At 62.8% G+C, this 25,634-nt stretch carries 22 protein-coding genes; 7 read left to right on the plus strand and 15 right to left on the minus strand.

Translation table 11 applies throughout. The features are described from left to right. Positions 1-136: 136 nt before the first annotated feature. Positions 137-1,375: a response regulator gene (locus tag ACNQP3_RS00925; protein ID WP_012270022.1), complete on the plus strand. Its 1,239-nt coding sequence runs from the start codon at positions 137-139 to the stop codon at positions 1,373-1,375. 66 nt (positions 1,376-1,441) lie between these two features. Here ACNQP3_RS00925 and ACNQP3_RS00930 read toward each other — a convergent pair whose 3' ends face one another. Further along, the gene (locus tag ACNQP3_RS00930) at positions 1,442-2,428 is read right to left on the minus strand and encodes a GGDEF domain-containing protein (protein WP_264316709.1); all 987 of its coding nucleotides are present in this window, start codon (positions 2,426-2,428) and stop codon (positions 1,442-1,444) included. 130 nt (positions 2,429-2,558) lie between these two features. Further along, the gene (gene desA / locus ACNQP3_RS00935; protein WP_264316710.1) at positions 2,559-3,743 is read right to left on the minus strand and encodes a delta-9 fatty acid desaturase DesA; all 1,185 of its coding nucleotides are present in this window, start codon (positions 3,741-3,743) and stop codon (positions 2,559-2,561) included. Positions 3,744-3,983: 240 nt separating this feature from the next. Here desA and dibA point away from each other — a divergent pair, with 240 nt between their 5' ends. Continuing rightward, positions 3,984-5,879 (plus strand): phosphodiesterase DibA, encoded by a 1,896-nt coding sequence (dibA, locus tag ACNQP3_RS00940; RefSeq protein ID WP_264316711.1) that lies wholly within the window; start codon positions 3,984-3,986, stop codon positions 5,877-5,879. A gap of 116 nt (positions 5,880-5,995) precedes the next feature. Here the strand turns inward: dibA and ACNQP3_RS00945 are convergent, their stop codons facing one another. From ACNQP3_RS00945 to tcyJ, 9 genes are all read right to left on the minus strand, one after another. Next, positions 5,996-6,640, minus strand: coding sequence for a methionine ABC transporter permease (locus ACNQP3_RS00945; RefSeq protein WP_012270026.1), 645 nt, complete (start codon positions 6,638-6,640; stop codon positions 5,996-5,998). Then, positions 6,630-7,739 carry a methionine ABC transporter ATP-binding protein gene (locus ACNQP3_RS00950; RefSeq protein WP_264316712.1) on the minus strand — a complete coding sequence of 370 codons (1,110 nt, stop codon included), beginning with the start codon at positions 7,737-7,739 and terminating at the stop codon, positions 6,630-6,632. The genes ACNQP3_RS00945 and ACNQP3_RS00950 overlap by 11 nt, the downstream gene beginning before the upstream one ends. Position 7,740: 1 nt before the next feature. Continuing rightward, positions 7,741-8,541 (minus strand): MetQ/NlpA family ABC transporter substrate-binding protein, encoded by an 801-nt coding sequence (locus ACNQP3_RS00955; protein WP_012270028.1) that lies wholly within the window; start codon positions 8,539-8,541, stop codon positions 7,741-7,743. After that, positions 8,534-9,925 (minus strand): LLM class flavin-dependent oxidoreductase, encoded by a 1,392-nt coding sequence (locus ACNQP3_RS00960; protein WP_012270029.1) that lies wholly within the window; start codon positions 9,923-9,925, stop codon positions 8,534-8,536. The genes ACNQP3_RS00955 and ACNQP3_RS00960 overlap by 8 nt, the downstream gene beginning before the upstream one ends. After that, the gene (locus ACNQP3_RS00965) at positions 9,925-11,106 is read right to left on the minus strand and encodes an SfnB family sulfur acquisition oxidoreductase (protein WP_012270030.1); all 1,182 of its coding nucleotides are present in this window, start codon (positions 11,104-11,106) and stop codon (positions 9,925-9,927) included. Before ACNQP3_RS00965 ends, ACNQP3_RS00960 begins: the two co-directional genes overlap by 1 nt. 153 nt (positions 11,107-11,259) lie before the next feature. Further along, positions 11,260-12,474: an SfnB family sulfur acquisition oxidoreductase gene (locus ACNQP3_RS00970; protein ID WP_264316713.1), complete on the minus strand. Its 1,215-nt coding sequence runs from the start codon at positions 12,472-12,474 to the stop codon at positions 11,260-11,262. 264 nt (positions 12,475-12,738) lie between these two features. Continuing rightward, the gene (gene tcyN / locus ACNQP3_RS00975; protein WP_264316714.1) at positions 12,739-13,497 is read right to left on the minus strand and encodes an L-cystine ABC transporter ATP-binding protein TcyN; all 759 of its coding nucleotides are present in this window, start codon (positions 13,495-13,497) and stop codon (positions 12,739-12,741) included. A gap of 2 nt (positions 13,498-13,499) precedes the next feature. Further along, positions 13,500-14,168, minus strand: coding sequence for a cystine ABC transporter permease (gene tcyL / locus ACNQP3_RS00980; RefSeq protein WP_012270032.1), 669 nt, complete (start codon positions 14,166-14,168; stop codon positions 13,500-13,502). Then, a complete protein-coding gene (gene tcyJ / locus ACNQP3_RS00985) occupies positions 14,165-14,959 on the minus strand; it encodes a cystine ABC transporter substrate-binding protein (protein ID WP_012270033.1) in 795 nt (264 codons plus the stop codon). Before tcyJ ends, tcyL begins: the two co-directional genes overlap by 4 nt. A gap of 307 nt (positions 14,960-15,266) precedes the next feature. On the opposite strand from tcyJ, the gene epsC reads away from it, so the two are divergent. Continuing rightward, complete coding sequence (epsC, locus tag ACNQP3_RS00990; RefSeq protein WP_012270034.1) at positions 15,267-16,199, plus strand: serine O-acetyltransferase EpsC; 933 nt, start codon at positions 15,267-15,269, stop codon at positions 16,197-16,199. Positions 16,200-16,469: 270 nt separating this feature from the next. After that, complete coding sequence (gene betT / locus ACNQP3_RS00995; protein WP_171577237.1) at positions 16,470-18,431, plus strand: choline transporter BetT; 1,962 nt, start codon at positions 16,470-16,472, stop codon at positions 18,429-18,431. A gap of 126 nt (positions 18,432-18,557) precedes the next feature. Here the strand turns inward: betT and tauD are convergent, their stop codons facing one another. From tauD to tauA, 4 genes are read right to left on the minus strand one after another with little or no spacing between them, the layout of a single operon-like run. Next, entirely contained in the window at positions 18,558-19,391 is an 834-nt protein-coding gene (gene tauD / locus ACNQP3_RS01000; RefSeq protein ID WP_060493647.1) for a taurine dioxygenase, read from the minus strand. Between the two features lie 48 nt (positions 19,392-19,439). Then, positions 19,440-20,279: a taurine ABC transporter permease TauC gene (gene tauC, locus ACNQP3_RS01005; RefSeq protein ID WP_012270037.1), complete on the minus strand. Its 840-nt coding sequence runs from the start codon at positions 20,277-20,279 to the stop codon at positions 19,440-19,442. Then, the gene (gene tauB, locus ACNQP3_RS01010; RefSeq protein ID WP_012270038.1) at positions 20,276-21,064 is read right to left on the minus strand and encodes a taurine ABC transporter ATP-binding subunit; all 789 of its coding nucleotides are present in this window, start codon (positions 21,062-21,064) and stop codon (positions 20,276-20,278) included. The genes tauC and tauB overlap by 4 nt, the downstream gene beginning before the upstream one ends. A 13-nt stretch (positions 21,065-21,077) precedes the next feature. After that, positions 21,078-22,049, minus strand: coding sequence for a taurine ABC transporter substrate-binding protein (gene tauA, locus ACNQP3_RS01015; RefSeq protein ID WP_060493646.1), 972 nt, complete (start codon positions 22,047-22,049; stop codon positions 21,078-21,080). A 508-nt stretch (positions 22,050-22,557) separates the two neighbouring features. On the opposite strand from tauA, the gene ACNQP3_RS01020 reads away from it, so the two are divergent. The 3 genes from ACNQP3_RS01020 to ssuE all read left to right on the plus strand — a co-directional run bounded on the left by ACNQP3_RS01020 (position 22,558) and on the right by ssuE (position 25,592). Then, complete coding sequence (locus ACNQP3_RS01020) at positions 22,558-23,886, plus strand: OprD family porin (protein WP_012270040.1); 1,329 nt, start codon at positions 22,558-22,560, stop codon at positions 23,884-23,886. Between the two features lie 165 nt (positions 23,887-24,051). Further along, positions 24,052-24,690 (plus strand): peroxiredoxin, encoded by a 639-nt coding sequence (locus tag ACNQP3_RS01025; protein WP_012270041.1) that lies wholly within the window; start codon positions 24,052-24,054, stop codon positions 24,688-24,690. Positions 24,691-24,998: 308 nt separating this feature from the next. Further along, positions 24,999-25,592: an NADPH-dependent FMN reductase gene (gene ssuE / locus ACNQP3_RS01030; protein WP_012270042.1), complete on the plus strand. Its 594-nt coding sequence runs from the start codon at positions 24,999-25,001 to the stop codon at positions 25,590-25,592. The last annotated feature ends 42 nt before the right edge of the window (positions 25,593-25,634 follow it).

Here is a 25,634-nt window from a genome sequence, read left to right on the forward strand (position 1 = left end):
GTGACGCGCTTCTGAAAAAACCCGCTTCGGCGGGTTTTTTTGTGCCCAGAAAAGCCTTGGGGCGCTATGGTTAGCGGAGGATTTGCTTGGGAAGCTGCGACGGACTGTGTGTCAGGCTATTCAGGAGTAGTTGGCGATGAGCGCTGCAAACCCCACCGCACCAAACGTACTGATTGTCGAGGGCGATCCCTGGGTACGTGACATGCTCAGCGAAATGCTGCTCAGCGTGCGCTGTGACGCGCGCCTGCAAGTATGCGCCGACGGCTCGCAAGCGCTCAGTGCGTTGTCCAGTAAGCCTGACCTGATCATCGCCGCCCGCGAGCTGGCCGGTGTCGATGGCCTCGACCTGTTGCGCAAGGTGCGCGCCAAAGGGCCGGGGCTGCCGTTCATTCTCATGAGCAACCGCAGCGACAGTGCCAGTGTGCGCGAGGCATTGCCCCTGCACCCCACGGCCTACCTGAGCAAACCGTTGAACCTGGACAACCTGCGCAAGCGCCTGGAAGAGCTGCTGGTGGCCGTTGGCGAAGAGATCGCCTGCCCAATGCCGGCCTTGCAGCCGGGTGCCAGCCTGCCGGCCTACCTTGAACAGCGTCGCGCTAACGCCGATGGCGGGCCGCTGTTGGCCGATGTGCAGGTGGCTATCAAGCGCGCGCTCAACCCCCAGGGCCTGAACCTGAAGGTGCTCGAAGAGGAGGTGCGTAACGACCCGCAGGTCACGGCGGTATTGATCGCGGCGGCCAATAGCGCGGCCTTGCACCGTGAGGCGCCGGTGCAGACGTTGCTGCAAGCCCTGAACAAGCTTGGCAGCACCCAGAGCATGAACCTGATCCTGGGCATGACCCTCAAGCGCAGCGCACGCCTCAGCGACCCACTGCTGGCTGAGCACGCGGCCCGTTACTGGGACCTGTCGCTGCATACGGCGGAATATGGCCGCACCCTGGCGCGTCTGCTCGAGCTGGACGAAGGGCGTTGTTACTGCGCGGGCTTGCTGCATTGCCTGGGTGACCTGGCGGTGTTGCGCTGCCTGCAGGAGTGGCGGCTGGCCGGAGGGGAGCTGGACGAGCGCAATGTGCAGCAGTCGCTGGATGAGTTTGGTGCGGCGTTCGGTTCGGCGCTGCGTACCCGTTGGCGGCTGCCGCTGGCCTTGCGCGAATTGATCGCGGCGATCTACCAGTTGGGCGGCGGCGTGTATTCGCGGGAGATCCTGGCCATGAGCCTGGCAGGGCAGCTGTCGCGGCTGCCGGCTGAGCAGGGGCTGGAGAAAGTAGCCAGCGGCAAGACCGCACGCTTGCTCAAGCTGGGCTTGCCGGAGCTGAACCGGCTGCGCAAGGTGGAAAACCCCGAAGTCAAACCGCAGGAAGAGCCGCCGGTGTAGCCCCTGTAGGAGCGGGCGAGCCGGCGAACACCGGCCAAAGCCGGTGCCATCCTGTACGTTGCCTGATCAGCCGCGGACTATCTGGTTCTTGCCTTGCCGCTTGGCTTGGTACATCGCCGCATCGGCTCGGGCATACAGGCTATCCAGCGTTACATCCTCTTCGGTCAGCCCGGTCAGCCCCTGGCTCACCGTCACCCCGTAGGTCTGCTGCCCATGGCTGAAGCTCAAGCGCTGAATCTGCCGCTGCAAACGCTCGGCAATCTGTTCTGCGACCTCGGCGTTGCAACCTGGGAACACCGCTGCGAACTCCTCGCCGCCAATGCGCCCGAACAGGTCGCCACGGCGTAGCACGGCTTTGCCGCTGTCGGCGATGTGTTGCAGCACCTGATCGCCTTCCTGGTGGCCGTAACTGTCGTTGATGCGCTTGAAGTCATCGATATCCAGCAACAGAAAGGCCAGCGGCGTGCCGTCTTCGCGGGCGCTGTCGAACGCTTGCTGAGCACACTCGAAGAAGTGCCTGCGGTTGCTGCTCTGGGTCAGCACATCGGTGGTGGCCAGGCGCTGCAGCTCCCCTTCAAGCTGCTTCTTTTCGGTGATGTCTTCGGCGATACCGACAATGATCACCCGGTCGCCATCGTGCTGCTGGTTGATGTAGCACTTGTCGCTCAACCAGCGCAGTTGCCCGTCGGCATTGAGGATACGGTATTCGCGGTCTTCCACTGCGCCCTTGAGCAGCACCTGAGCCAGGCTGCGTTCGGCGAACTCGAGGTCATCGGGGTAAATACTGTCACGCCATTCGTTGTAGTCGGCCAGCACCAGGCTGACGGGGCGGCCAAAGATGCGCTCGTAGGCGGGGCTCACATACAGCACCTGGCGGGTTTCCCAGTCGAAGGCCCAGAGCACCGCATTGACGCTGTCGAGCAGCGAGCTGAACAGCTGATCGCGCTCACTCAGGCGGGCAACCTCGCCTTGGGCGTGGAGGAGTGCCAGTAACGTCTGGGCGGCTTCGGGAGGTGGGGTGCCGGGCAATGTCGTTGGAATGTTCTTGGCCATGTGCACGAAGCGGGTCTCAACGTGAAAGCATCCGGCCCGCCACGCGGGCGATGTGCCGAATTTGAGTGGGAACGTGGGGGCTAAGTTCCGGACGGCACGCCCCACGGTGGGGCGTGCCGATCAACGGTGGTCAGGCGCCGGTCGGGCGCAGGGAGTAGGTCTTGAGTTGTGCCGCGAAGTCGCGCAGGGCGTGGATACCGCTGCTTTCGGCCTCGTGTACCCAGTCCTTCATGGCCGCCAGCATGTCGTGGCCGTTGGCGCTGGTGCGTGCCCAGATCTGCTGCAGGGCCAGGCGCTTTTCGTAGATGGTTTTCAGTGCCTGGCTGTGCGCGAGCATCGACTCGATGCGCACGTGGTGGCGGTCTTCCAGCAGGCTGGTTTCACGCGACAGCAGGCGTTTGGCACGGCGGAAGCGGTGACGCACCGAGGTATCGACGCGTGCCAGCTCCTGTTTCACCAGCGGGCCGATCACCAGCTTGCGGTACTGGGCCATGATCTGGAAGCGGTTGTTGAGGATGGCCATGGCGGTATCCATGTCCAGGTTGGCCTTGCCGGCCACCCGATGAGCGATGGGCGCCACACGCTGCACCTTGGCCAGACGCAGCAGGCAGAAGAGGCGGATCCAGGCCCAGCCCATGTCGAACTCCCAGCGTTTGACCGAGAGCTTGGCCGAGTTGGGGTAGGTGTGGTGGTTGTTGTGCAGTTCTTCACCACCGATGACGATGCCCCACGGCACCAGGTTGGTGGCGGCGTCGCGGCATTCGAAGTTGCGGTAGCCGAGGGCATGGCCCAGGCCGTTGACCACACCGGCGGCCCAGAACGGAATCCACATCATCTGCACCGCCCAGATGGTGATGCCGATGGTGCCGAACAGCAGCAGGTCGATGACTGCCATCAGTGCGATACCGCCCAGCTTGTAACGCGAGTAGAGGTTGCGTTCGATCCAGTCTTCCGGGCAGTTCTTGCCGTAGATGCGCAGGGTTTCGGGGTTGCGTGCCTCTTCACGGTACAGCTCGGCACCTTTGCGCAACACCGTACTCAGGCCCTTGTACACCGGGCTGTGGGGGTCGTCGGGGGTTTCGCACTTGGCGTGGTGCTTGCGGTGGACGGCGGTCCACTCGCGGGTGTTCTGCGCCGTGGTCAGCCACAGCCAGAAACGGAAGAAATGCTTGAGCGCGCCGTTGAGCTCCAAGGCCCGGTGCGCGGAGTAGCGATGCAGGTAGACCGTGACGCTGACAATGGTCACGTGGGTCATCAACAAAGTGATGCCCACCAGTTGCCAGGCCGACAAGTCGAGCAGGCCGTTGTACCACATAGGTGTAAAAACCCTCGGAATGCAGGAGGAGGGGCTGATTATCCCTTGGCAGGGAAATAAAACCAGTCAAAGCTGACGACGCGATATTTCACGCAATCCATGTGGGATCGGCTTCAGCCGCGAACACCGGCAGAGCCGGTGCCATCCACCGCGTTGCCATCTTCGCGGGTAAACCCGCTCCCACAGTGCGCCAGAGCCTTTATAATGCCCATTCTTTTCTGATGGGCAATCCCACCCGACATGTCTGTTTCCGTTCGCGACGCCTTGCGCATGGCTGCGCTGTATGTGGTGCTCTCGATCCTCTGGCTGGCGCTCGCCGAGGTGATGCTGCACGGCATGACTGACGACCCCCTGGCACTGACCGTGGGGCGGCAGATCAACATCGTGCTGTGGGTGTTGTTCAGTGCCGTACTGATCTACGTTTCCAGGGTACGGCTGCTGAACTTCATCGGTGCTGGTGCGCGCTTGCGCTGCGAGGATCGCGAGCGGCTGCGCATGGCCGCCGCAGTGTTCGACAGTACCCTCGAAGGTGTACTGGTCACCGACCGCCAGGGCCTGATCGTGCACGTCAACCGTGCCTTCATGCGCATCACCGGCTATCAGCAGGACGAGGTGATGGGCCAGCGCCCGAGCAAGTTCAAGTCCGGTCGCCATGGCCTTGCGTTCTACCAGCAGATCTTCGCCACCCTGGCCGAACAGGGCGAGTGGAGCGGTGAAATCTGGAACCGACGCAAGAGCGGCGAAATTTATCCGCAGTGGCAGACCATATGTGCCATTCGCGATGACGATGGTGAGCTCAGCCATTACGTGGCGGTGTTCAGTGACATCAGTGCGATCAAGCATACAGAACAGGAGCTGGCCTACCTGGCCCACCACGACCCATTGACGGGCCTGCCCAACCGCCTGCTGTTCACCGACCGGGTCGAGCAGGCATTGGCGGCGGCACAGGCCAACAAGCGTGGTTGCGCGCTGTTGCTGCTGGACCTGGACCACTTCCAGAGCATCAACGATGGCCTTGGCCACACCATCGGTGACCAGTTGCTGAAACGGGTGGGCGAGCGCCTGGGTGAGGTGCTGGGTAGCGGCGTGACCCTGGCGCGGCTGGGCGGCGACGAGTTCGCTGTGCTGGCCGAGAACTGCCAACAGGTCGGCCAGGCGGGCAAGCTGGCGCAGTGCATCATCGAGCGTATGCGCGAGCCGTTCCTGTGCGAGGAAAATCGCCTGTTCATCAGTGCCAGCGTCGGTATCAGCCTGTTCCCCAGCGATGCGTTGGGCGCCGAACAGTTGCTGCGTAATGCCGACGCGGCGTTGTACAAGGCCAAAAGCAACGGGCGGGCCTGCTATGCGCTGTACACCGAAGAGCTGACTGCCCACGCCCAACACCGGGTCGAGACTGCTGGAGAGCTGCGCCGGGCCCTGGAGCAGGATGAGCTGCGGGTGTATTTCCAGCCGGTACATGACCTGGTGACAGGCCGACAGGTCGGGGTCGAGGCGTTGGTGCGCTGGCAGCATCCCCAGCGGGGCCTGGTGCCGCCGGGCGAGTTCATCCCGATTGCCGAGCGCACCGGGCTGATTGCCGAAATCGATACCTGGGTGCTGCGCCAGGCTTGCCGGCAAATGGTGCAGTGGCAGGCCGAAGGCAGGCAGCTGGCCTTTGTGGCGGTGAACATATCCAGCCGCCTGTTTGGCCAGCATGAGCTGTACCGGCAAGTCGCCGCGGTTTTGCATGAAACTGGCCTGCCCCCAGCCTTGCTGGAGCTGGAAGTGACGGAAAGCGCGGTGATGGAAGACCCTGAGGTGGCGCTGGAGCAGCTGCACCGTTTGCGCGAGCTGGGGGTGACCCTGGCCATCGACGACTTCGGCACCGGGTATTCGTCGCTGTTGCGGCTCAAGCGTTTGCCCGTGCAGAAGCTGAAGATCGACCAGGGCTTCGTTGCCGGTTTGCCGCTGGATGAGGATGACATCGCGATCGTGCGGGTGATCATCGCCCTGGCCCGCAGCATGGGCATGCAGGTGCATGCCGAGGGCATTGAGCAGGCCGAGCAGGCCAGTTTCCTGCTGCAGGAGCAGTGTCAATTGGGCCAAGGGTACTGGTTCGGGCGGCCGGTGCCGGCTGGGGATCTTCGCTGGGATTGAGAGCTTGGGGCCGCTTTGCGGCCCGGTCGCGACACAAGGCCGCTCCTACATGGGTATGCGGTCGTCTGTAGGAGCGGCCTTGTGTCGCGATCGGGCTGCAAAGCAGCCCCCGGCAGTCAACGCTTGTTCAAGCCCTTCGCCAGGCGGTCCCCGCCCAGCTGGATCAACGCCACCAACGCCACCAGCAAGGCAATCACGGTCAGCATGATCTGGCTGTCGAAACGCTGGTAGCCATACCGGTAGGCGATATCCCCCAACCCTCCAGCACCAATCGCCCCAGCCATCGCCGAAGAGTTGATCAAGGTCACGAGGGTAATGGTGAACCCCCCCACGATGCCCGGCAGTGCCTCGGGCAGCAGCACATGCCAGACAATGTGCCAGCGCCGGCAGCCCATGGCCTGTGCGGCCTCCACCAAGCCATGGTCGACCTCGCGCAGGCTGACCTCGGCAATCCGCGCAAAGAACGGCGTGGCGGCGATGGTCAGTGGCACCACCGCCGCCCACACGCCGTAGGTGGTGCCTACCACCAGGCGGGTGAAGGGGATCAGCGCGACCATCAGGATCAGGAACGGGATCGAGCGGAACAGGTTGACGAAGGCGCCCAGCACCCGGTTCAGCAGCGGCGCCTCGAAGATCCCGCCCTTGTCGCTGGTGACCAGCAGCACCGCCATCGGTACGCCCACCAGCAGGGCGATCAGCGACGAAACGCCGACCATCAGCAGGGTATCGAGCAAGCCTTCCAGCAGACGATCAAACCACATGGCCCAGCACCTCCACGTCCTCGGCCCAGCGGCGGGCACGTTCCAGCAATTGATGGGTGTCGTGCGGCGAGTGTTGCACCGACAGGATCAACTGCCCCAGGGCATGCTCGCCGATGGTTTCCACGCCACCCTGCAGCAGGCGCACACGCCCGCCCAAGTCTTGGAACAGGGCAGACAGCTCTGGCTCACCGAGCACTGTCAGTTTCAGCACCACGGCGCTGTCATGGCTCGCCGGGCTGGCCTGCAGGCTGGCTTGCAATGCGGCTGGCAGCCTGGCCTGCAAGGGTGCGAGCAGGGTGCGGGTGACCTCGTGGCGGGGAGAACCGAACACCCGCCAGACTTCGCCCTGCTCGACCACCTCACCGCGCTCTAGCACCACCACCCGATGGCAGATATCACGGATTACCGCCATTTCGTGGGTGATCAGCACGATGGTCAGGCCCAGGCGCTGATTGATGTCGCGCAGCAGCTCAAGGATCGAGGCCGTGGTCTCTGGGTCCAGCGCCGAGGTGGCCTCGTCGCACAGCAAGATCTCGGGGTCGTGCACCAGCGCTCGGGCAATGCCCACGCGCTGTTTCTGCCCGCCGGACAGCTGCGCCGGGTACACATGGTGCTTTTCCTGCAAGCCGACCAGCTCCAGCAACTCGCGCACCTTGTGCTGACGCTCGGCCTTGGCCACGCCGGCCACCTTCAACGGCAGCTCGACGTTCTGCCATACAGTCTTGGCCGACATCAGGTTGAAGTGCTGGAAGATCATGCCGATGCGCCGACGCAGCGCCACCAGGCGGTCCTCGTCGAAGGGGGCGATGTCTACCTGGTCGATCAGTATCCGGCCTTGGCTGGGTTGCTCCAGGCGGTTGATGGTACGCAGCAGTGAAGACTTGCCGGCACCGCTACGGCCGATGATGCCGAAAACCTCGCCATGGCGGATGTTCAGGTCGATGCCTTGCAAGGCCGGTTGTGCCTGGCCAGGGTAGGTCTTGCCCAGGCCGATGAAGCGCACATGGGCTTCATTGACTTCCGGGCGCAGGGCCTGTTCCTTGACCGTTGGCGGCAATGGTTGTGGGGTAGGCGCCCTGAGCGCGCTGGCCTGGCTCATGTCAGCCTTCCCAGCCAGCTTGGTAGAGCTTGCCGTGGGCTTTGTCCAACGCTGCGCGTACCACAGGCGAGTGCTGGTAGATGTCGACGAACTTGGCCAGGCGTGGGTCGTCCTTGCTTTGTGGGCGGATGACGAACTGGATCACGTATTCCTTGTTTTCCAGGCCATCGAACAGCAACGCCGAGGTGGCATCGAAGGTATTGGCCAGGCGGATGTAGGCCGGGTAACCCTGCACCAGGTCGGCGTCATCGTAGGCGCGCACCAGCTGAACCGCCTCGACCTGCAGGATTTTCAGCTTTTTCGGGTTGGTGACGATGTCGTCCTCGGTGGCCTTGTAGCCAACGCCTGGCTTCAGGGTGATCAGCCCGGCCTTGGCCAGCAGTTGCAGGCCCCGGCCGCTGTTGATCGGGTCGTTGGCGATGGCCACGCTGGCGCCTTCTGGCAGGTCGGCGAAGCTTTTGTACGTTTTCGAGTACAGGCCAACGTTGTTGATGATGCCCGAGGCGTAGGGCACCAGGTTGAAGCCCGCAGCGGCTTTGGCGTTTTCCAGGAACGGGATGTGCTGGAAGTAGTTCACGTCGATGTCGCCACTGTTGAGGCTGACATTGGGCGCAATCCAGTCGCTGAACTCGATCAGCTTCACTTCCAGGCCTTGCTTGTGTGCTTCCTCCACTGCGGCTTCCAGCGGAATGGCAAAGGCCGAGGTGGTGCCGATCTTCAGCGGTTCGGCTGCCAGGGCGCTGGCGGACAGGCCCAGTGTGAAGGCAATGGCCGCGACGGGCCGGAACAGTTTCTCAAGCATGATGCAGGGCTCCAGTCGGGGCAGGGGTTGGGGTAAAACGATAAGCCGAGCCAGGGTGGCTGACGGGCAAGTGCGGGTGGTCGGCCTGGAACAGCTTCTCGCGCAGGGTGCCTTCGGCGTAGGCGGTCTTGTAGCGGCCACGCTGCTGCAGTTGCGGGACGACCAGGTCGATGAAGTCCTCGAAGCTTTCCGGGGTGACGGTGCGGGTCAGGTTGAAGCCGTCCAGCCCGGTTTCGTCGACCCAGGCAATCAACTGTTCGGCCACCTGTTCGGGAGCGCCGACCAGGGTGACGTAGCGGCCACCCAGGGCGTGCTGCTCAAGCAGGCGCCGGCGGGTCCAGGCGTTGTCTTGCAACTGGCGGGTGGCCGACTGGATGGCGTTGCCCTGGTTGAAGGCGATTGGCTCGTCCAGCGCGTAGGCGGCGAAGTCGATGCCGGTGGATGCGGCGAAGTGCGCGACGCCGGCCTCGGGGCTTGCATGGCGCAGGTATTCGGCATGCTTGGCCTGGGCCGCTTGCTCGGTGGCCGCGACGATCACCGTGATGCCCATGAACACCTTGACTGCTTGCGGGTCGCGACCGGCAGCCTGGGCGGCTGCGCGCACCTTGTCGACCTGGGCGCGGGTGGCGGCCTTGTCCTGGCCACTGATGAACACGCATTCGGCATGGTTGCCAGCGAAAGCCAGGCCGCGCGGCGAGCTGCCGGCCTGGAACAGCACCGGGGTGCGCTGCGGCGAGGGCTCGCACAGGTGATAGCCCTCGACGTTGTAGAACTCGCCGTGGTGGCTGACCTTGCGCACCTTGTCGGGTTGGGCATAGACGCGCTGCGTGCGGTCTGCGACCACGGCGTCGTCGGCCCAGCTGCCTTCCAGCAGCTTGTACAGCACCTGCAGGTATTCGTCGGCCTGGTCGTAGCGGCGGTCGTGCTCGGGTTGTTGCTCAAGGCCCATGGCTCGGGCCGCGCTGTCGAGGTAACCGGTGACGATGTTCCAACCGATTCGGCCATTGCTCAGGTGGTCGAGGGTGGATAGGCGCCGGGCGAACAGGTACGGCGCCTCGTAGGTGAGGTTGGCGGTAAGGCCGAAACCCAGGTGGCGGGTGACCGCAGCCATGGCTGAAACCAGCAGCAGCGGGTCGTTGACCGGCAGCTGAATCGACTCCTTGAGGGGCACGTCCAGCGACTGCCCGTAGATGTCGTAGGTACCGACGATATCGGCGATGAACAGCCCGTCGAACAGGCCGCGCTCCAGCAGGCGTGCCAGGTGGGTCCAGTAGTCCAGGGTCTTGTATTGGGTCGAGGTGTCCCGTGGATGGGTCCACAGGCCGTGGTTGATGTGCCCGATGCAGTTCATGTTGAAGGCATTGAGCAGAATCTGCTTGGCCATCAAATGGTCCCCCGACGTGGCGGGTTGGCATCGTTGAGGTAGTAGTTGCCGATGGCGTGGTACTTCCAGCGCACCGGGTCGTGCAGGGTGTGCACACGGGCGTTGCGCCAGTGGCGGTCGAGGTTGTGCTCGGCCAAGGTTGCCTGGCTGCCACCTAGTTCGAACAGCGCGGTACCTGCAGCAAGCGATATCTCGGTGCTGATGGCGCGTGCCTCGGCCACGGCGATGGAGGCGGCGGCCACGTTGTCGGCGGTGCTGTCGTCGCGGGCGCGGTCGAGGTACTCGCCGGCGCGCTCCAGCAGGGCCTCGGCGGCGTGCAAACGGATCGCCAGGTGGCCGAAGCTTTTCAACGTCAGCGGGTCATCCGTGGCCTTGTCCAGGCCGGAGTCGACCCACGGACGACTGCGGGTACGTACGAAGTGCAGGGCATCTTCATAAGCCGCGCGGGCGATGCCGGTGTCGATTGCGGCATGAAGGATCTGCGCCAACGGCCCGACCGGGGTAGGGCGCTCGAAGGCACTCTGGAACGGCACCACGTCGGCAGCGCTGACGTACACGTTGTCGAACACCACCGAACCGCTGCCGGTGGTGCGCTGGCCGAATCCGCTCCAGTCATCGATCACTTGCAAGCCCTGGCTGTCGGCTGGGACGAAGGCCAGTTGCTGCACGCCTTGGTCGTCGACGACCGAGGTGGGAATGCGCTGGGCGTAGATGGCACCGGTGGAATAGAACTTGCGGCCGTTGATGCGGAAGCCATCGCCGTCACGGCTCAGTCGGGTGGTGCGTTCGTTGGCGGTCTTGGTGCCCAACTCGGCCAGGGCATTGCCAAAGCGGCGGCCGGCCAACACTTCGGCGTATAGCCGCTGTTGCTGCTCGGGGGTGCCGTTTACTCGCAGTACTTCCAGGCCGTAGAAATGGTTTTGCGGGATCTGCCCGAGCGAGCCGTCGGCTTGGGCGATACGGGCGATGACCTTGGCCAGGGTGACATTGGACACGCCGGCGCCACCGAAGGCCTTGGGCACGCTGATGGCCCATAGGCCGGAGCGGGTGAACAGCTCCAGTTCGGCGTGCGGCAAGCGGCGCTCGCGGTCGCGCAGGGCGCTGTCGCGGCGCAGTTGCTGGGCGATGTCTTCGGCAACATTCAGGGCTTCGGTGTCGCTGGTGATGATATTTGTAGTCATGTTGTTCTCCGGGGCCATTGGGGCCGCTTTGCGGCCCATCGCGACACAAGGCCGCTCCTACAGGGGGGCGCGACCCGATGTCGGTACGCGATCCCGTGTAGGAGCGGCCTTGTGTCGCGATGGGCTGCAAAGCAGCCCCCAAGGCCTAAAAAATCAGATCCAGGAATGCCGCGCAGGCAGGGTGCCGTTGAGGTGGTACGCGCCCACCGCGTGGTACTTCCAGCGCACCGGGTCATGCAGGGTGTGCACCCGGGCATTGCGCCAGTGGCGGTCGAGGTTGAACTCGGCAAGGGTGGCGCGGCTGCCAGCCAGCTCGAACAGTTTTTCGCTCGCCTGCAAGGCGACTTCGGTGGTCAACACCTTGGCCTCGGCCACCGCAATCGAGGCCCGCGCCGCGCTGGCGGCGTCGACGGGTGCGGCGTTGACTTCGTCGAGCACCCGCGCGGCCTTGCGCAGCAGCGCTTCGGCGGCATGCAGCTCAAGCTTCAGCCGGCCGATATCGGCAATCACATAAGGGTCGTCGCTGGCACGGTCCACGTTGGCCTCGATCCACGGGCGGGACTTTTCGCGCACGAATGTGATCGCATCGTCGATTGCCGCTTCGGCAATGCCGGCGTCGATCGCCGCCTGGATCAGCTGCGAAGCCGCGCCCTGGATGTTGGGGATATCGCGCTGGCGCCAGTTGTCGATCACCAGCTCGGCGTCTACTGGTACCTGGTCCAGCAGTACAGTGCCGCTGGCGGTGGTGCGTTGGCCGAACCCGGACCAGTCGTCGACGATGCGCAGCCCCGGGCTGCCCCGGCGCACGAATGCCAGGCGCTGGCGGCCTTCGTCGTCGAGGGCTTTCACCGCCACCCAGTGGGCGAACAGGGCGCCGGTGGAGTAGAACTTCTCGCCGCTGATGCGATAGCTGTCGCCAGCGCGAGTGATCCGGGCCTTGAGGGTGAGCGTGTCCTTGGTGCCGCGTTCGGGGCCGGCATTACCGATGCGCCAGCCGTCGAGCACGCTGCGGAAGATCAGCGCCTGCTGTGCCTCGGTGGCCGTCAGGCGAATCAGTTGCAACATGCCGAACTGGTTCTGCGGGATCTGCCCCAAGGCCGGGTCGGCTACGGTTTCGAACGATACGTCCGGGCCGCCATGGGCCTTGGGAACGCTGATGCTACCCAGGCCGCTGCGGGTGAACAGCTCGATCTCGGCCCAAGGCAGTTTGCGTTGCTGGTCGCGGCGGGCAGCTTGCTCGCGGGCAACCTCGGCCAGTTCGCGGGCCGCTTGCAGGGCTTCGGCGTCATTGCGCAGTACCTTGGCCGGCAGCAGCAGGGGCGAGCTGTCGAGATCGCTGTGGAATTGGGTATTTGGCTGGCTGGACATCAGTACCGCTCCTTGGCTGCACTCAATGCCCTGGCGATACGCACTGGGGTGATTGTGATCCTGACCATTCCTGACCTCACAAAATAGTTGTGCCGCTACAGCTGATCGCGACAAATGTGTGCTGGTCCGGTGGTCCGGTTTATATACCCTAATGCTTTATAAAAAGTTTATGAACTAACTCTTTGGAATATGTATAGAAGGAGGGATTTACTACAAATGTGCCGGCCTCTTCGCGGGCACGCCCGCGAAGAGGCCGGAACAGGTTTACTCGGAAGCTGCGGTACCGAGGAACTTGCGCAGGAACTGCCGGGTACGCTCTTCCTTGGGCGCCGCAAACAACGCCTTGGCTTCACCCTGTTCCACGATCACGCCCTTGTCGAAGAAGATCACCCGGTTCGCCACATCCCGAGCAAAGCTCATCTCGTGGGTGACGATGATCATGGTGCGCTTTTCCTCGGCCAGGCCGCGGATGGTCGCCAGTACTTCACCCACCAGCTCCGGGTCCAGCGCCGACGTCGGTTCGTCGAACAGGATCACCTCCGGCTCCATGGCCAGGGCGCGGGCGATGGCCACCCGTTGCTGCTGGCCGCCGGACAGGCGCCGTGGGTAGGCGTCTTCCTTGCCCGCCAGGCCGACCTTGGCCAGCAGACGCCGGCCAAGCTCGATGGCCTGTTCGCGAGGCGTCTTCTTGACGATCACCGGCCCCTCGATCACGTTCTCCAGGGCGGTGCGGTGAGGGAACAAGTTGAAGTTCTGGAACACGAACCCGGCCTGCTGGCGCAAACGCCGAATCGCACCTTGCTGGCCACCCAGCGGGCGGTTGGCATCGATGCTGATGGTGCCGATCTGGATCTGCCCGGCATCGGGGGTTTCCAGCAGGTTCAGGCAGCGCAGGAAGGTGGTCTTGCCCGAGCCACTGGGGCCGATGATGGCCACCACTTCGCCGGGCTGCACGGTCAGGTCGATACCGTTGAGCACGGTCTGGCCCTTGAACCGTTTGGTCAGGCCTTTGACTTCAATCATGCTCATTGCTCCTGGTCATGCTGGTTGACCCGCGCTTCCATGCGGTTCTGGAAGTGCGCAAGGATGCTGCACAGCACCCAGTAGATAACGGCGACTGCCACGTACATGGTGAACACTTCGAAGGTACGTGCGGTAATCAGCTGCGCCTGGCGGAACAGCTCGGGCACCTGGATGGTCGCCGCCAGGGCGGTGTCCTTGACCAGCGAAATGAAGCTGTTACCCAACGGTGGCAGGGCGGTGCGCAAGGCCTGTGGCAGGATCGCCCGGCGCATGGCCTGGACGCGGGTCATGCCGATGCTGGCGGCAGCTTCCCACTGGCCCCGGTCGATCGAGGAAATCGCCGCACGCAGGATTTCGCAGATGTAGGCCGCCATGTTCAGCGACAGGCCGATCAGCGAGGCAGGTATCGGGTCGAGCTCGATGCCAATCTGTGGCATGCCGAAATAGATCACGAACAGCTGCACCAGCAGCGGCGTGCCGCGGAAGAACGACACGTAGACCCGCGCCAGCCAGTTCAGCGGCAAAATCTTCGACAGCCGCATCAGCGCCAGGGCAAAGCCCAGCAGCAGGCCGAAGAACATGCCGCCGACACTGAGCAGCACTGTATAACCCGCGCCCTTCAGCAGGAAGGGCGTGGAGTCGACAACGAGTTGCAGGCTTTCAGCGATCATTTGGTGACATCGGCACCGAAGTATTTTTCGGACAGCTTGGCCAGCGTGCCGTCAGCCTTGAGCTTGTCGATGGCCTTGTTGATCGCTGCCAGCAGCTCAGGCTCGCCCTTGCGCAGGGCTACGCCGCTTTCCAGGCGCGAGAAGGCATCGCCGGCAAGCTCGGTGTCCTTGGCTTTTTGCGCGTATTCCAGCGCGGCCAGGCGGTCGATCAGGATGGCGTCGATGCGGCCGTTGCGCAGGTCGGCGAACTTGCTCGGGTCGTCTTCATAGGTACGCACTTCGGCTTTCGGGACATCCTGCTTGACCCACTGCTCGTAGTTGGTGCCCAGGCCCACACCGACTTTCTTGCCGGCCAGGTCTTGCGCCGACTTGATGTTCAGCTGCTCGGCTTTCTTCTTCAGGATCAGGGCCTGGATACCGGAAACGGTGTAGGGCTCGGAGAAGTCGTATTTCTTCTTGCGCTCTTCGGAGATGGTCACCTGATTGACCACTACGTCCAGGCGCTTGGACTCCAGCGCGGCAAGGATGCCGTCCCACTTGGTTGGCTGGATCTTGGCCTTGACCCCCAGCTCCTTGGCCAGGAGTTCCGAAAGCTCCACCTCGAAGCCGGCCAGCTTGCCGTTCTCATCCTGGAAACTGAACGGTGGGTAGGTACCTTCCAGGCCGACGTTGATCACGCCTTTTTCCTGGATAGTCTTCAATTGCTCGCCGGCGAAGGCCTGGCCGAGCAGGCCGGCACCCAGCAGGAGGGCCAGGCTGGCGTTGAGTAGCGGTTTGGCGAATTTCGACATGTCAGAGCCCCGCGCTTGTTGTGTAAGTAGTGAGGTGGCGACTATAGGGTTGGCTGCTTAGGCCAGGAAATACTAAAAAATTATTTTGTTATTCCCTTTTTGCTTTTTGCCAGGTGCTGGCTGCTTTGAGGGTAGGCGACGATCCCCACGCCGTCATCGCGGCTTATGCCTGACTTAGCGCAGGATGGAATAAAGCGTTGTTTTTTCCAAGGGTCGGATTTGCCGTAGAGTGGATTGCATGTAGGCAGGCCTGGTTTCTTCGCGGGCCTGGCAAAAAATGAGATGGCCCATACGGCAGGAGAAAACCGTGAGCGAACAACCTTCATCCGCGCACTGGCAGTTGCAGAACATCGTTACTGGCCTGCGCGGCGCCCGTGAGCAATGGCGCACCCGCAATGGCCGCAGCATTGGTGAGCAGGGCGGGCGCGAACTGCCATCGCGCGAGGCGATGCGGCAGATTCTGGAGCAACTGTGCGGTGCGTTGTTCCCCATGCGCCTTGGGCCTGTGGACCTGCGCGAAGAAAGCGAAGACTTCTACGTCGGCCATACTCTGGATGCCGCACTGACCGCCTTGCTGGCCCAGGCGCGTCTGGAGTTGCGCTATGCCGCTCGCCAAAGCAAGGCTGAGCTGGCAGGTGTAGACGCTCACGCGCTAAGCCTGATCCAGGGCTTCGCGGCTGCGTTGCCGGAGCTGCGCGTACTGCTCGACACCGATGTGCTGGCCGCCTACCACGGCGACCCGGCGGCGCGCAGCGTCGATGAAGTACTGCTGTGCTACCCAGGGATCCTGGCGATCATCCACCACCGCCTGGCGCACCACCTTTACCAGGCCGGCTTGCCGCTGCTGGCGAGGATCAGTTCGGAGCTGGCGCATTCGGCCACGGGTATCGACATTCACCCAGGGGCGCAAATCGGCCCGAGCTTCTTCATCGACCACGGCACCGGCGTGGTGATTGGCGAAACTGCGATCATCGGCGAGCGCGTGCGCATCTACCAGGCGGTTACCCTGGGCGCCAAGCGCTTCCCAAGCGATGAGTCGGGGACCCTGCACAAAGGCCTGCCGCGCCACCCCATCGTCGAGGACGATGTGGTGATCTATGCCGGGGCCACGGTGCTGGGGCGCATTACCATCGGCAAAGGCTCGACCATTGGCGGCAATGTGTGGCTGACCCGCAGTGTGCCGGCTGAAAGCAACATCACCCAGGCCAACTTGCAGCTGGATTGCCAGGACAAGAACTGATCTGGCATTTGCTTGACCTTAACCGGCCCTTAGCGGGTAAACCCGCGAAAGGGCCGGTTAAGAAGGACGCCAATCAGCGGCCCAATTCGCATTGAAATCCGATCCATGTTTAACTTGAACGCTTGTTCAATGAAAAAACGCTGGTCCGCTGCCGGTGTTCAACAGGAGGATTCCTTTGCTGAACCCGTTCATTCCGAACCTTACGTCATTCGACGAGGTGCACGCCCGATGAGTGCACCGAACCCTTCCCTTGCCAATGGCAAGATCCGCATGAACCCCCCGGTGTTCTACTTCGCGGCTAGTTTCATCCTCATCTTTGGCCTGGTGGTCATCTCCAACCCGCAAGCGGCAGGTGACTGGTTGCTGGCGGCGCAGAACTGGGCGGCCAACACGGTCGGCTGGTACTACATGCTGGCGATGACGCTGTACCTGGTCTTCGTGGTGGTCACCGCCTTGTCTGGCTACGGCAAGATCAAGCTCGGTGCCGACCACGACGAACCCGAGTTCAGTTACCTGTCGTGGGCCGGCATGCTGTTTGCCGCTGGTATCAGCATCACCCTGTTCTTTTTCTGCGTCTCCGAACCGCTGACCCACATGCTGCAGCCGCCTCAGGGCGAAGCGGGCACGGCCGAGGCCGGGCGTCAGGCAATGCAGATTCTGTTCCTTCACTGGGGCCTGCATGGCTGGGGCGTCTTCGCCTTTGTCGGTATGGCGCTGGCGTACTTCGCCTACCGCCACAACCTACCGCTGGCCCTACGCTCGGCGCTGTACCCGCTGATCGGCAAACGCATCAACGGCCCGATCGGCTACGCGGTGGACGGCTTCGGCATCATCGCCACGGTGTTCGGCCTGGGCGCCGACATGGGCTTTGGGGTGCTGCATCTGAACGCCGGCCTCGACTACCTGTTCGGCATCAGCCACAGCCAGTGGGTGCAGGTGATCCTCATCACCCTGATGATGGGCGCGGCCGTGGCCGTGGCTGTCGCCGGGGTGGAAAAGGGGGTGCGGGTGATGAGCGACATCAACCTGTTCCTGGCCTGCGCACTGCTGCTGTTCGTGCTGTTCGCCGGGCCTACCCAGCACCTGTTCAATACGCTCATCCAGAACCTGGGCGACTACCTGGGCGCTTTGCCACGCAAGAGCTTCGACGTGTATGCCTACGGTGAAAACCGCGATTGGCTGGGTGGCTGGACAGTGTTCTATTGGGCCTGGTGGATTGCCTGGGCGCCGTTCGTGGGGCTGTTCATCGCCCGTATCTCCCGTGGCCGCACCATCCGTGAGTTCGTCTTTGGCGTGCTGTTGATTCCGCTCGGTTTCACCCTGGCGTGGATGTCGATCTTCGGCAACAGCGCGCTGGACCAGGTGATCAACCACGGCATGACCGCGCTGGGACAGTCGGCCCTGGATAACCCGTCGATGAGCCTGTACCTGCTGCTGGAGACCTACCCCTGGAGCAAGGCGGTGATCGCCACCACGGTGTTCATCAGCTTCGTGTTCTTCGTTACCTCCGCCGACTCGGGCACCGTGGTGCTGTCGACCTTGTCGGCCAAGGGCGGCGAAGCCGACGAGGATGGGCCGAACTGGCTGCGCATCTTCTGGGGCGCGATGACTGCGCTGATCACCAGCGCGCTGTTGTTCGCCGGCAGTATCGATTCGCTGAAGTCGGCGGTGGTGCTGACTTCGTTGCCGTTCTCGCTGATTCTGCTGTGCATGATGTGGGGGCTGCACAAGGCGTTCTACCTCGAGTCGCAGCGGCAGATCGCGCAGATGCACTCGCTGGCGCCGTTTGCCCAGTCACGTCGCGGCCGTGGCGGCTGGCGCCAGCGCCTGAGCCAGGCGGTGCATTTCCCGTCGCGTGATGAGGTGTACCGTTTCATGGATGACGTGGTGCGCCCGGCGATTGCCGACGTGCGGGAAGTGTTCGAGCAGAAGGGCCTGGTGCTGATTACCCAGGACGACCCGAGCCACGACAATGTCAGCTTGAAGATTGGCCATGGCGAGGAACAGCCGTTCATTTACCAGGTGCAGATGCGTGGCTACTTCACGCCATCGTTCGCCCTGGGTGGGCTGGGGACGCAGGAGTTGAAGAACCGCCGTTATTACCGGGCGGAGGTGCACCTGAGCGAAGGCAGCCAGAACTATGACCTGGTGGGCTACAGCAAGGAGCAGATCATCAACGACATCCTCGACCAATACGAGCGGCACATGCAGTACTTGCATCTGGTTCGGTAATAACCTGTACCGGCCTCTTCGCGGGTAAACCCGCTCCCACAGGTACAGCGCAGGCTTCAAAACCGGTGCCACCCCTGTGGGAGCGGTTTTACCCGCGAAGAGGCCGGGGCTGTTGATGAATTTCTGTTAGAAGGGTGCATCACCCAGGATGGTCGCCCGATGCATCACCCGCCGGTTCGGCCGGTAATCATCCACCGCAAAATGCTGGGTCACGCGGTTGTCCCAGAACGCCACGTCATTCTCCTGCCAGCGCCAGCGAATGCTGAACTCCGGCCGTGTCGCATGGGCGAACAGCAGCCTCAGCAGTGCATCGCTTTCCAGCTCGCTCAGCTCATTGATGCGCGTCGTAAACCCTTCATTGACGAACAACGCCTTGCGCCCGCTCACCGGGTGCGTGCGCACCACCGGGTGCGACAGCGGTGGGTTGTTGCGCCGGGTGGCCTCCCAGCGCGCCAGGTCTTCTGGCGTGGTGCCAAAGCGCTCCAACGGGAACGACTTGGTGAAGTCGTGGGTGGCGGTCAGCCCGTCTAGCATCTCACGCAGCGGCGCCGACAAGGCTTCGAACGCCGCAATGCCGCTGGCCCACAGGGTATCGCCACCGTAGGCCGGCAGTTGCTTGGCACTGAGCACCGCGCCCAGCGCCGGGGTCGGCAGAAAGGTCACGTCGGTGTGCCACACGGCGTTGTCGCGCACATCGGTCACTGCCGTATCGAGCACCAGCACTTGCGGGGTTTCTGGCACGTTCGGGTAGATCGGGTGGATGTGCAGGTCCCCGAAGCGGGCGGCAAAGCGCGCCTGTTGCTCCGGGTTGATCGGCTGGTTGCGGAAGAACAGCACCTGATGCTGCAGCAGTGCCTGTTCGATGGCGTCACGCGCTTGCGCGCTGATATCGCGGCTGATGTCCACGCCGCTGATCTGGGCGCCAAGGGCCGGGCTGAGGGGGGTAATGGTCAGGCTCATGTCTTTTCTCGTGCTAGGCGCCGGGTTGCCGGCGTGGTCAGTCGGCAATCAGTGGCTCTGCCCATGCCAGGGCACCAGTTTGCGTTGCAGGGCACGCAGGCTCATTTCCAGGGCGAAGGCGATCAGGGCGATCAGCAGAATGCCCAGCACCACCACGTCGGTGACCAGGAACTGCGCCGCCGACTGCACCATGAAGCCCAGGCCGCTGGTGGCGGCGATCAGTTCGGCGGCGACCAGGGTCGACCAGCCGACGCCCAGGCCGATGCGGATGCCGGTAAGGATGTCGGGCAGCGCACTGGGCAGGATCACATGGCGGATCAGCTGGGCCTTGGTCGCACCCAGCGACTGCGCCGCCCGCAGCTTGGCCGGGTCGACCGTGCGCACACCGGTGGCGGTGGCAATGGCGATGGGGGCGAAGATGGCCAGGTAGATCAGCAGCACCTTGGACAGCTCGCCGATACCGCACCAGATGACGATCAGCGGCAGGTAGGCCAGCGGTGGGATCGGCCGATAGAACTCGATCAGCGGGTCGAGAATGCCGCGCGCCACGCGGTTGTAGCCGATGGCGATGCCCACCGGGATGGCGGTGAGGGTGGCGGCCAGCAGGGCCAAGCCGATGCGGCCCAGGCTGGCGCCCAGGTGCTGCCACAGGCTGGCGTCCATGTAGCCTTGGGTGAGCAGTGTCCAGGCCCTGGCCAGGATGTCGCCGGGCGAGGGCAGGAACAGCGGCTCGATCCAGCCGGCGGCCGTCACCAGCCACCAGGCCAGCAGCAGGCTGGTCAGGGTCAGGGTGCTGATCCAGCGGGTGGACAGTGGGCGGCGCAGCTTGGCGGCTGGCCGGGCTTGGGTGTCGTGTTTGCCGGCGACCGGCAGGTCCAGGCTGCTCATGCGGGCTCCTGCAGGCTTTGGCGTTGGGAAAATACCCGCGCCAGCACATGCTCGCGGGTTTCGATGAAGGCAGGGTCGGACTTGATGGCCCGGGCCGATTCGCCAGCGGCGTAGCGCTGGCCGAAGTCCAGTTGCAGGCGTTCCACCACGCGCCCAGGGTTGGGGGCCAGCAGTACCAGCTCGCTGGCGAGGAACACGGCTTCTTCGATGTCGTGGGTAATCAGGAACACCGGCTTGGCGGTGCGCTGCCAGACCTGCAGCAGCAGTTCCTGCATCTGCTCGCGGGTGAAGGCGTCGAGGGCGCCGAACGGTTCATCCATCAGCAATACCCGAGGGTCGGCCGCCAACGCGCGGGCCAGGCCCACCCGCTGTTTCTGGCCACCGGACAACTGCCAGATGCGCCGTTCGCCGAAGCCCGCGAGGTCGACGAGGGCGAGCATTTCACGGGCCTTGGCCTCACGCTGAGCGCGGGGCACGCCGGCCAGTTCGAGGCCGAAGGCGACATTGCCCAGCACGTTTTGCCATGGCAGCAGGGCATCGTCCTGAAACACCACACCGCGCTCGGCACCTGGGCCCTGCACCGGTAAGCCGTCGAGGGTGATGCGCCCGCCGCTGGGGGCGACGAAGCCGGCGATCAGGTTGAGCAGCGAAGTCTTGCCGCTGCCCGAAGGCCCCAGGGCCACCAGCAACTGGCGAGGCCCCAGGCTCAGGTTGATGTCGGCCAGCACCGGGGTGCTGGCGCCAGGGTACTGTGCGCTGATGCGCTCCAGTTCGAGCAAGGCCATGACGGGCTCCGGATCAGTTTGGAAGGAACTTGGCGCTGACGTACGGCGAGTAGTCCGGCAGCACGGCTTCGACCTTGCCTTGCTGCTTGAGGAAGTTGGCGGTATCGGTCAGTGCTTGGGTGGTCGGCGCGCCCAGGGCATTGGCTTGGTCCGCAGCCAGTGGGTAGACGTTGCCCTCCAGCAGCACCGGGATGTCGCTGGCCTTGGCGCCGGACAGCTTCACCAGCTTGTCTACGTTGGCCTTGTCGGCCAGCCAGGCTTTCGGGTCTTTGCGGTAGTCGGCGTAGGCATCGAGCGTGACCTTGGCAAACGCCTTGACCACATCAGGGTGTTTCTCAGCGAAGTCCTTGCGCACGATCCAGGCGTCGAAGGTTGGCGCGCCTTTCTGGGCCAGTTCGCCGGAGGTGATCAGTACCTTGCCATTTTCCTTGGCCACGCCCAGGGCCGGGTCCCATACGTAGGTGGCGTCGATGTCGCCGCGCTTCCAGGCAGCAATGATGGCCGGCGGGGCCAGGTTGAGGATCTGTACCTTGGAAGGGTCGATGTTCCAGCTTTTCAGGGCCGCCAGCAGGCTGTAGTGGCCAGTGGAAACGAACGGTACGGCGACTTTCTTGCCGACCAGGTCCTGCGGGGTCTTGATGCTGTCGCGAGCGACCAGCGCCTCACCGGCACCAATCTGCGTGGCGATCAGGAAGGTCTCGACCGGCAGCTTGCGGGTGGCAGCCGCGGCCAGTGGGCTGGAACCCAGGTAGCCGATCTGCACGTCGCCGCTGGCCACTGCGGTGATCACGTCGGCGCCGTTGTCGAATTTGCGCCAGTCGATGCTGGCCTTGCTGGCCTTTTCGTAGTCGCCATCCACCTGGGCCACTTTGGCTGGGTCAACGGTGGTCTGGTAGGCCACGGTCAGGTCGGCAGCCTGGGCTAACCAGCTGGTGCTGGCGAGGGTCAGGGCAGCGAACAGGCGCAGCGGAGCGTGCGGGATCATGGTTGAACCTCTCGTCAGGCAATTGGGGGCTGGATGACGAGAAGGCTAAATGATCTAAGAAAGTTAAAATAAATAACTTTTTTGCATTAGCTTAGGAGACAAATGCTTTAAGCGGCTGGGCGCTCTGACGCGGTGGTTTCGCTCAATGGCGAAATCAGCGGAGCCTGCTAGGCTTTTTCGTCCCTATAGAACGATACGGAATTAGGTTATGAGCAAACGTTTGCAAATAACCAAAAGTTATGAATTGTGCGGCTGCTACAACGAATGGCAGTAAAGGTTCCAACCATATTCCGTAAAAATCTTACGAATTCATAAAACGGTCATTTTGGATTTATAGGATTGTCATTATCCTGTAGCGCAGGTGGCGTCTTAGACCAAAGTCGCGAAACGTTTAGAAACGATTGACTTAATGGTCACGCTTTGGGACTAAATCGCCAATCCACGGTGAGCGGGGCAGCAGACCCTTCCGCCAGAGATACACAAGAATTAGAACGTAGAGGAGCAAAACATGTACAAGTCCAGCCTGGCTCTGGCCGTGGCACTGGGGGTTCTCGCCCAACAAGCAGGCGCTGCCGGTTTCGTTGAAGACAGCAAACTGTCGCTCAGCTCGCGCACCATGTACTTCAACAACGACAACCGTGACGGCGGTGCAGACAACCGCGAATCGGGTCAGGGCTTCAAGCTCGACTACATCTCCGGCTTCACCGAAGGCACCGTTGGCTTTGGTGTCGATGCCCAGGCCCTGTGGGGTATCCACCTGGACGGTGGCCGTGGCAAGCACCCTGACAACAGCAGCTTCTTCCCAAGCGACACCGACGGTTCGGCTGTGAGCCAGTGGGCGCGTGTTGGCGCCAACGCCAAGGCCCGCTTCTCGAAGACCGAGGTGCACTTCGGTAGCGCCCTGGCGCCGAACCTGCCGATCCTGGTCTCCAACGATGGCCGTCTGCTGCCGCAAACCTTCGAGGGTGGCACCATCCAGTCGAAGGAAATCGACAACCTGACCATCAACGCCGGTCAGCTGACCCACGCCATGGGCCGTGCGTCGAGCAACCGTACGGGTCTGTCGGTCAACGGTGGTACCCAGGACAGCAACAAGTTCCGTTACGGCGGCCTGGACTACAAGCTCACCAAAGACCTGACCCTGCAGTACTACTACTCGAACCTGGAAGACTACTACAAGCAGCACTTCCTGGGCCTGACCCACGTGTTCCAGATCGACCAGGACCAGTCGTTCAAGACTGACCTGCGTTACTTCGACAGCAGCAGCGACGGCAAGAACGGCGAAGCCGGCTACCGCTTCAACAACAACGGTGGCTACGCCAAGAACACTGGCGAGGTCGACAACAAGACCTGGTCCGCGATGTTCACCTACACCCTGGGTGGCCACTCGCTGATGCTCGGCCACCAGCGCGTCAATGACGACGGTGGCTTCGTCTGGTTGAACCAGGGCAGCGTGGTTGACGGCAACGGCCGCAACGAAGGCGCCGGTGGTTCCAGCTTCTACCTGTTCACCGACAGCATGATCAACCAGTTCGCCAAGGCCGGTGAAAACACCACCTTCGGTCAGTATGCCTACGACTTCGCTCGCCTGGGCGTGCCGGGCCTGAAAGCCTCGGTTGCCTACCTGAAAGGTGAAGACGGCAAGAACGCCGTTGGCGGCGGTACTTTCAGCGAATGGGAACGTGACGCTCGCGTCGACTACGTTATCCAGGAAGGCACCTTCAAGGGCCTGGGCGCCAGCCTGCGTCACGGCGTATACCGTGGCACCGGCACCAGCTCGCTGGCTGACCAGGATCAGACCCGTCTGATCTTCAACTACACTTACAACTTCCTGTAAGCCGTAGCTGAACAAGAAGCCTCGCCTAGTGCGAGGCTTTTTTGTGCCTGCACATTCGTATGCATTATGGTTATAAATAAATCGTTATTTATTCTTTTTGTTTTTAACCGAATGCAGGCACATTGAACCCATACGGTACAGAACCCAGCCAAGGAGCCGCAGCCCATGAGCCTCAAACTCGGCGATATCGCCCCCGATTTCGAACAGGATTCCAGCGAAGGCAAGATCCGCTTCCACGAGTGGCTGGGCAATAGCTGGGGGGTGTTGTTCTCTCACCCGGCCGACTTCACCCCGGTGTGCACCACCGAGCTGGGCCTGACGGCCAAGCTCAAAGACGATTTCGCCAAGCGTGGGGTCAAGGCCATCGCCCTGTCGGTGGACCCGGTGGACTCGCACCACCGTTGGATCGAGGACATCAACGAAACCCAGAACACCGTGGTCAATTTCCCGATCATCGCCGACGCCGACCGCAAGGTATCCGACCTGTACGACCTGATTCACCCGAACGCCAGCGACACCCTGACCGTGCGCTCGCTGTTCGTCATCGACCCGAACAAAAAGGTGCGCCTGACCATCACCTATCCGGCCAGTACCGGGCGCAACTTCAACGAAATCCTGCGAGTGATCGATTCGCTGCAGTTGACCGACAACCACAAGGTCGCCACGCCAGGTAACTGGCAGGACGGCGACGAGGTGGTGATCGTGCCTTCGCTCAAAGATGAGGAAGAGATCAAGCAGCGCTTCCCCAAAGGTTACCGGGCGGTCAAACCCTATCTGCGGCTAACCCCTCAGCCAAATCGCTAATGGATTCCTCGTTGCATCGCTCTTAGCCAAGCAGGGATTTTCGGGCCGTTTCGACGGCCCTTTTTTATGCCTGCAGGCTTTTTGAGGCCTAGGGCTGCTGCGCAGCCCATCGCGACACAAGGCCGCTCCTACATGCAGGTCGCGGTCCTTTGTAGGAGCGGCCTTGTGTCGCGATGGGCCGCAAAGCGGCCCTAAGATCTCAAACCCTACAAAGCACTTTATGGAATAAATAAATGAAAAAATATGATTTCTAGATATATATGCCAGCTGTTAATGTCTGCTCCAACAGAACACAAGGAAGCGCTGCAATGCTGGTGGTATCAATCGGTGGTAGCCCAAGTTCCCGTTCACGCTCCGGCGTGCTGCTCGAGCGTTCGCGCCAGTGGCTGCAGAACCGTGGCGTTGAAGTGGTGACCTTCCAGGTGCGTGACTTCCCCGCCGAAGACTTGCTGCATGCCCGTTTCGACAGCCCGCAGGTGCAGCACTTCCAGCAACTGGTGGCCCAGGCCGATGGCCTGATCGTTTCCACCCCGGTGTACAAGGCATCGTTCGCCGGGGCATTGAAGACACTGCTCGACCTGCTGCCCGAACGCGCATTGGCCCACAAGATCGTGTTGCCAATCGCCACCGGTGGCAGCATCGCCCACATGCTGGCGGTGGATTACGCATTGAAGCCGGTGCTGTCGGCACTCAAGGCGCAAGAGACCCTGCAAGGGATCTTCGCCGACGACAGCCAGGTTGCCTACGCAGAAGGCGCCCGGCCGGCACAGTTGGTACCCGCACTTGAAGAGCGCCTGCACGACTCGCTGGAAACCTTCCACGTTGCCCTGGCCCGCCGGCCGCGCCCCGTGGCGCCTGGCGTACTGAACGAACGCTTGATCAGCGCTCGCTGGAGCATCTGAACGGCACTACCCGCTACACCACCTTACTCGCCCGACAACGAG

The organism is Pseudomonas sp. LFS074 (assembly GCF_047978165.1).
GTDB classification, from domain to species: Bacteria; Pseudomonadota; Gammaproteobacteria; order Pseudomonadales; family Pseudomonadaceae; genus Aquipseudomonas; species Aquipseudomonas putida_P.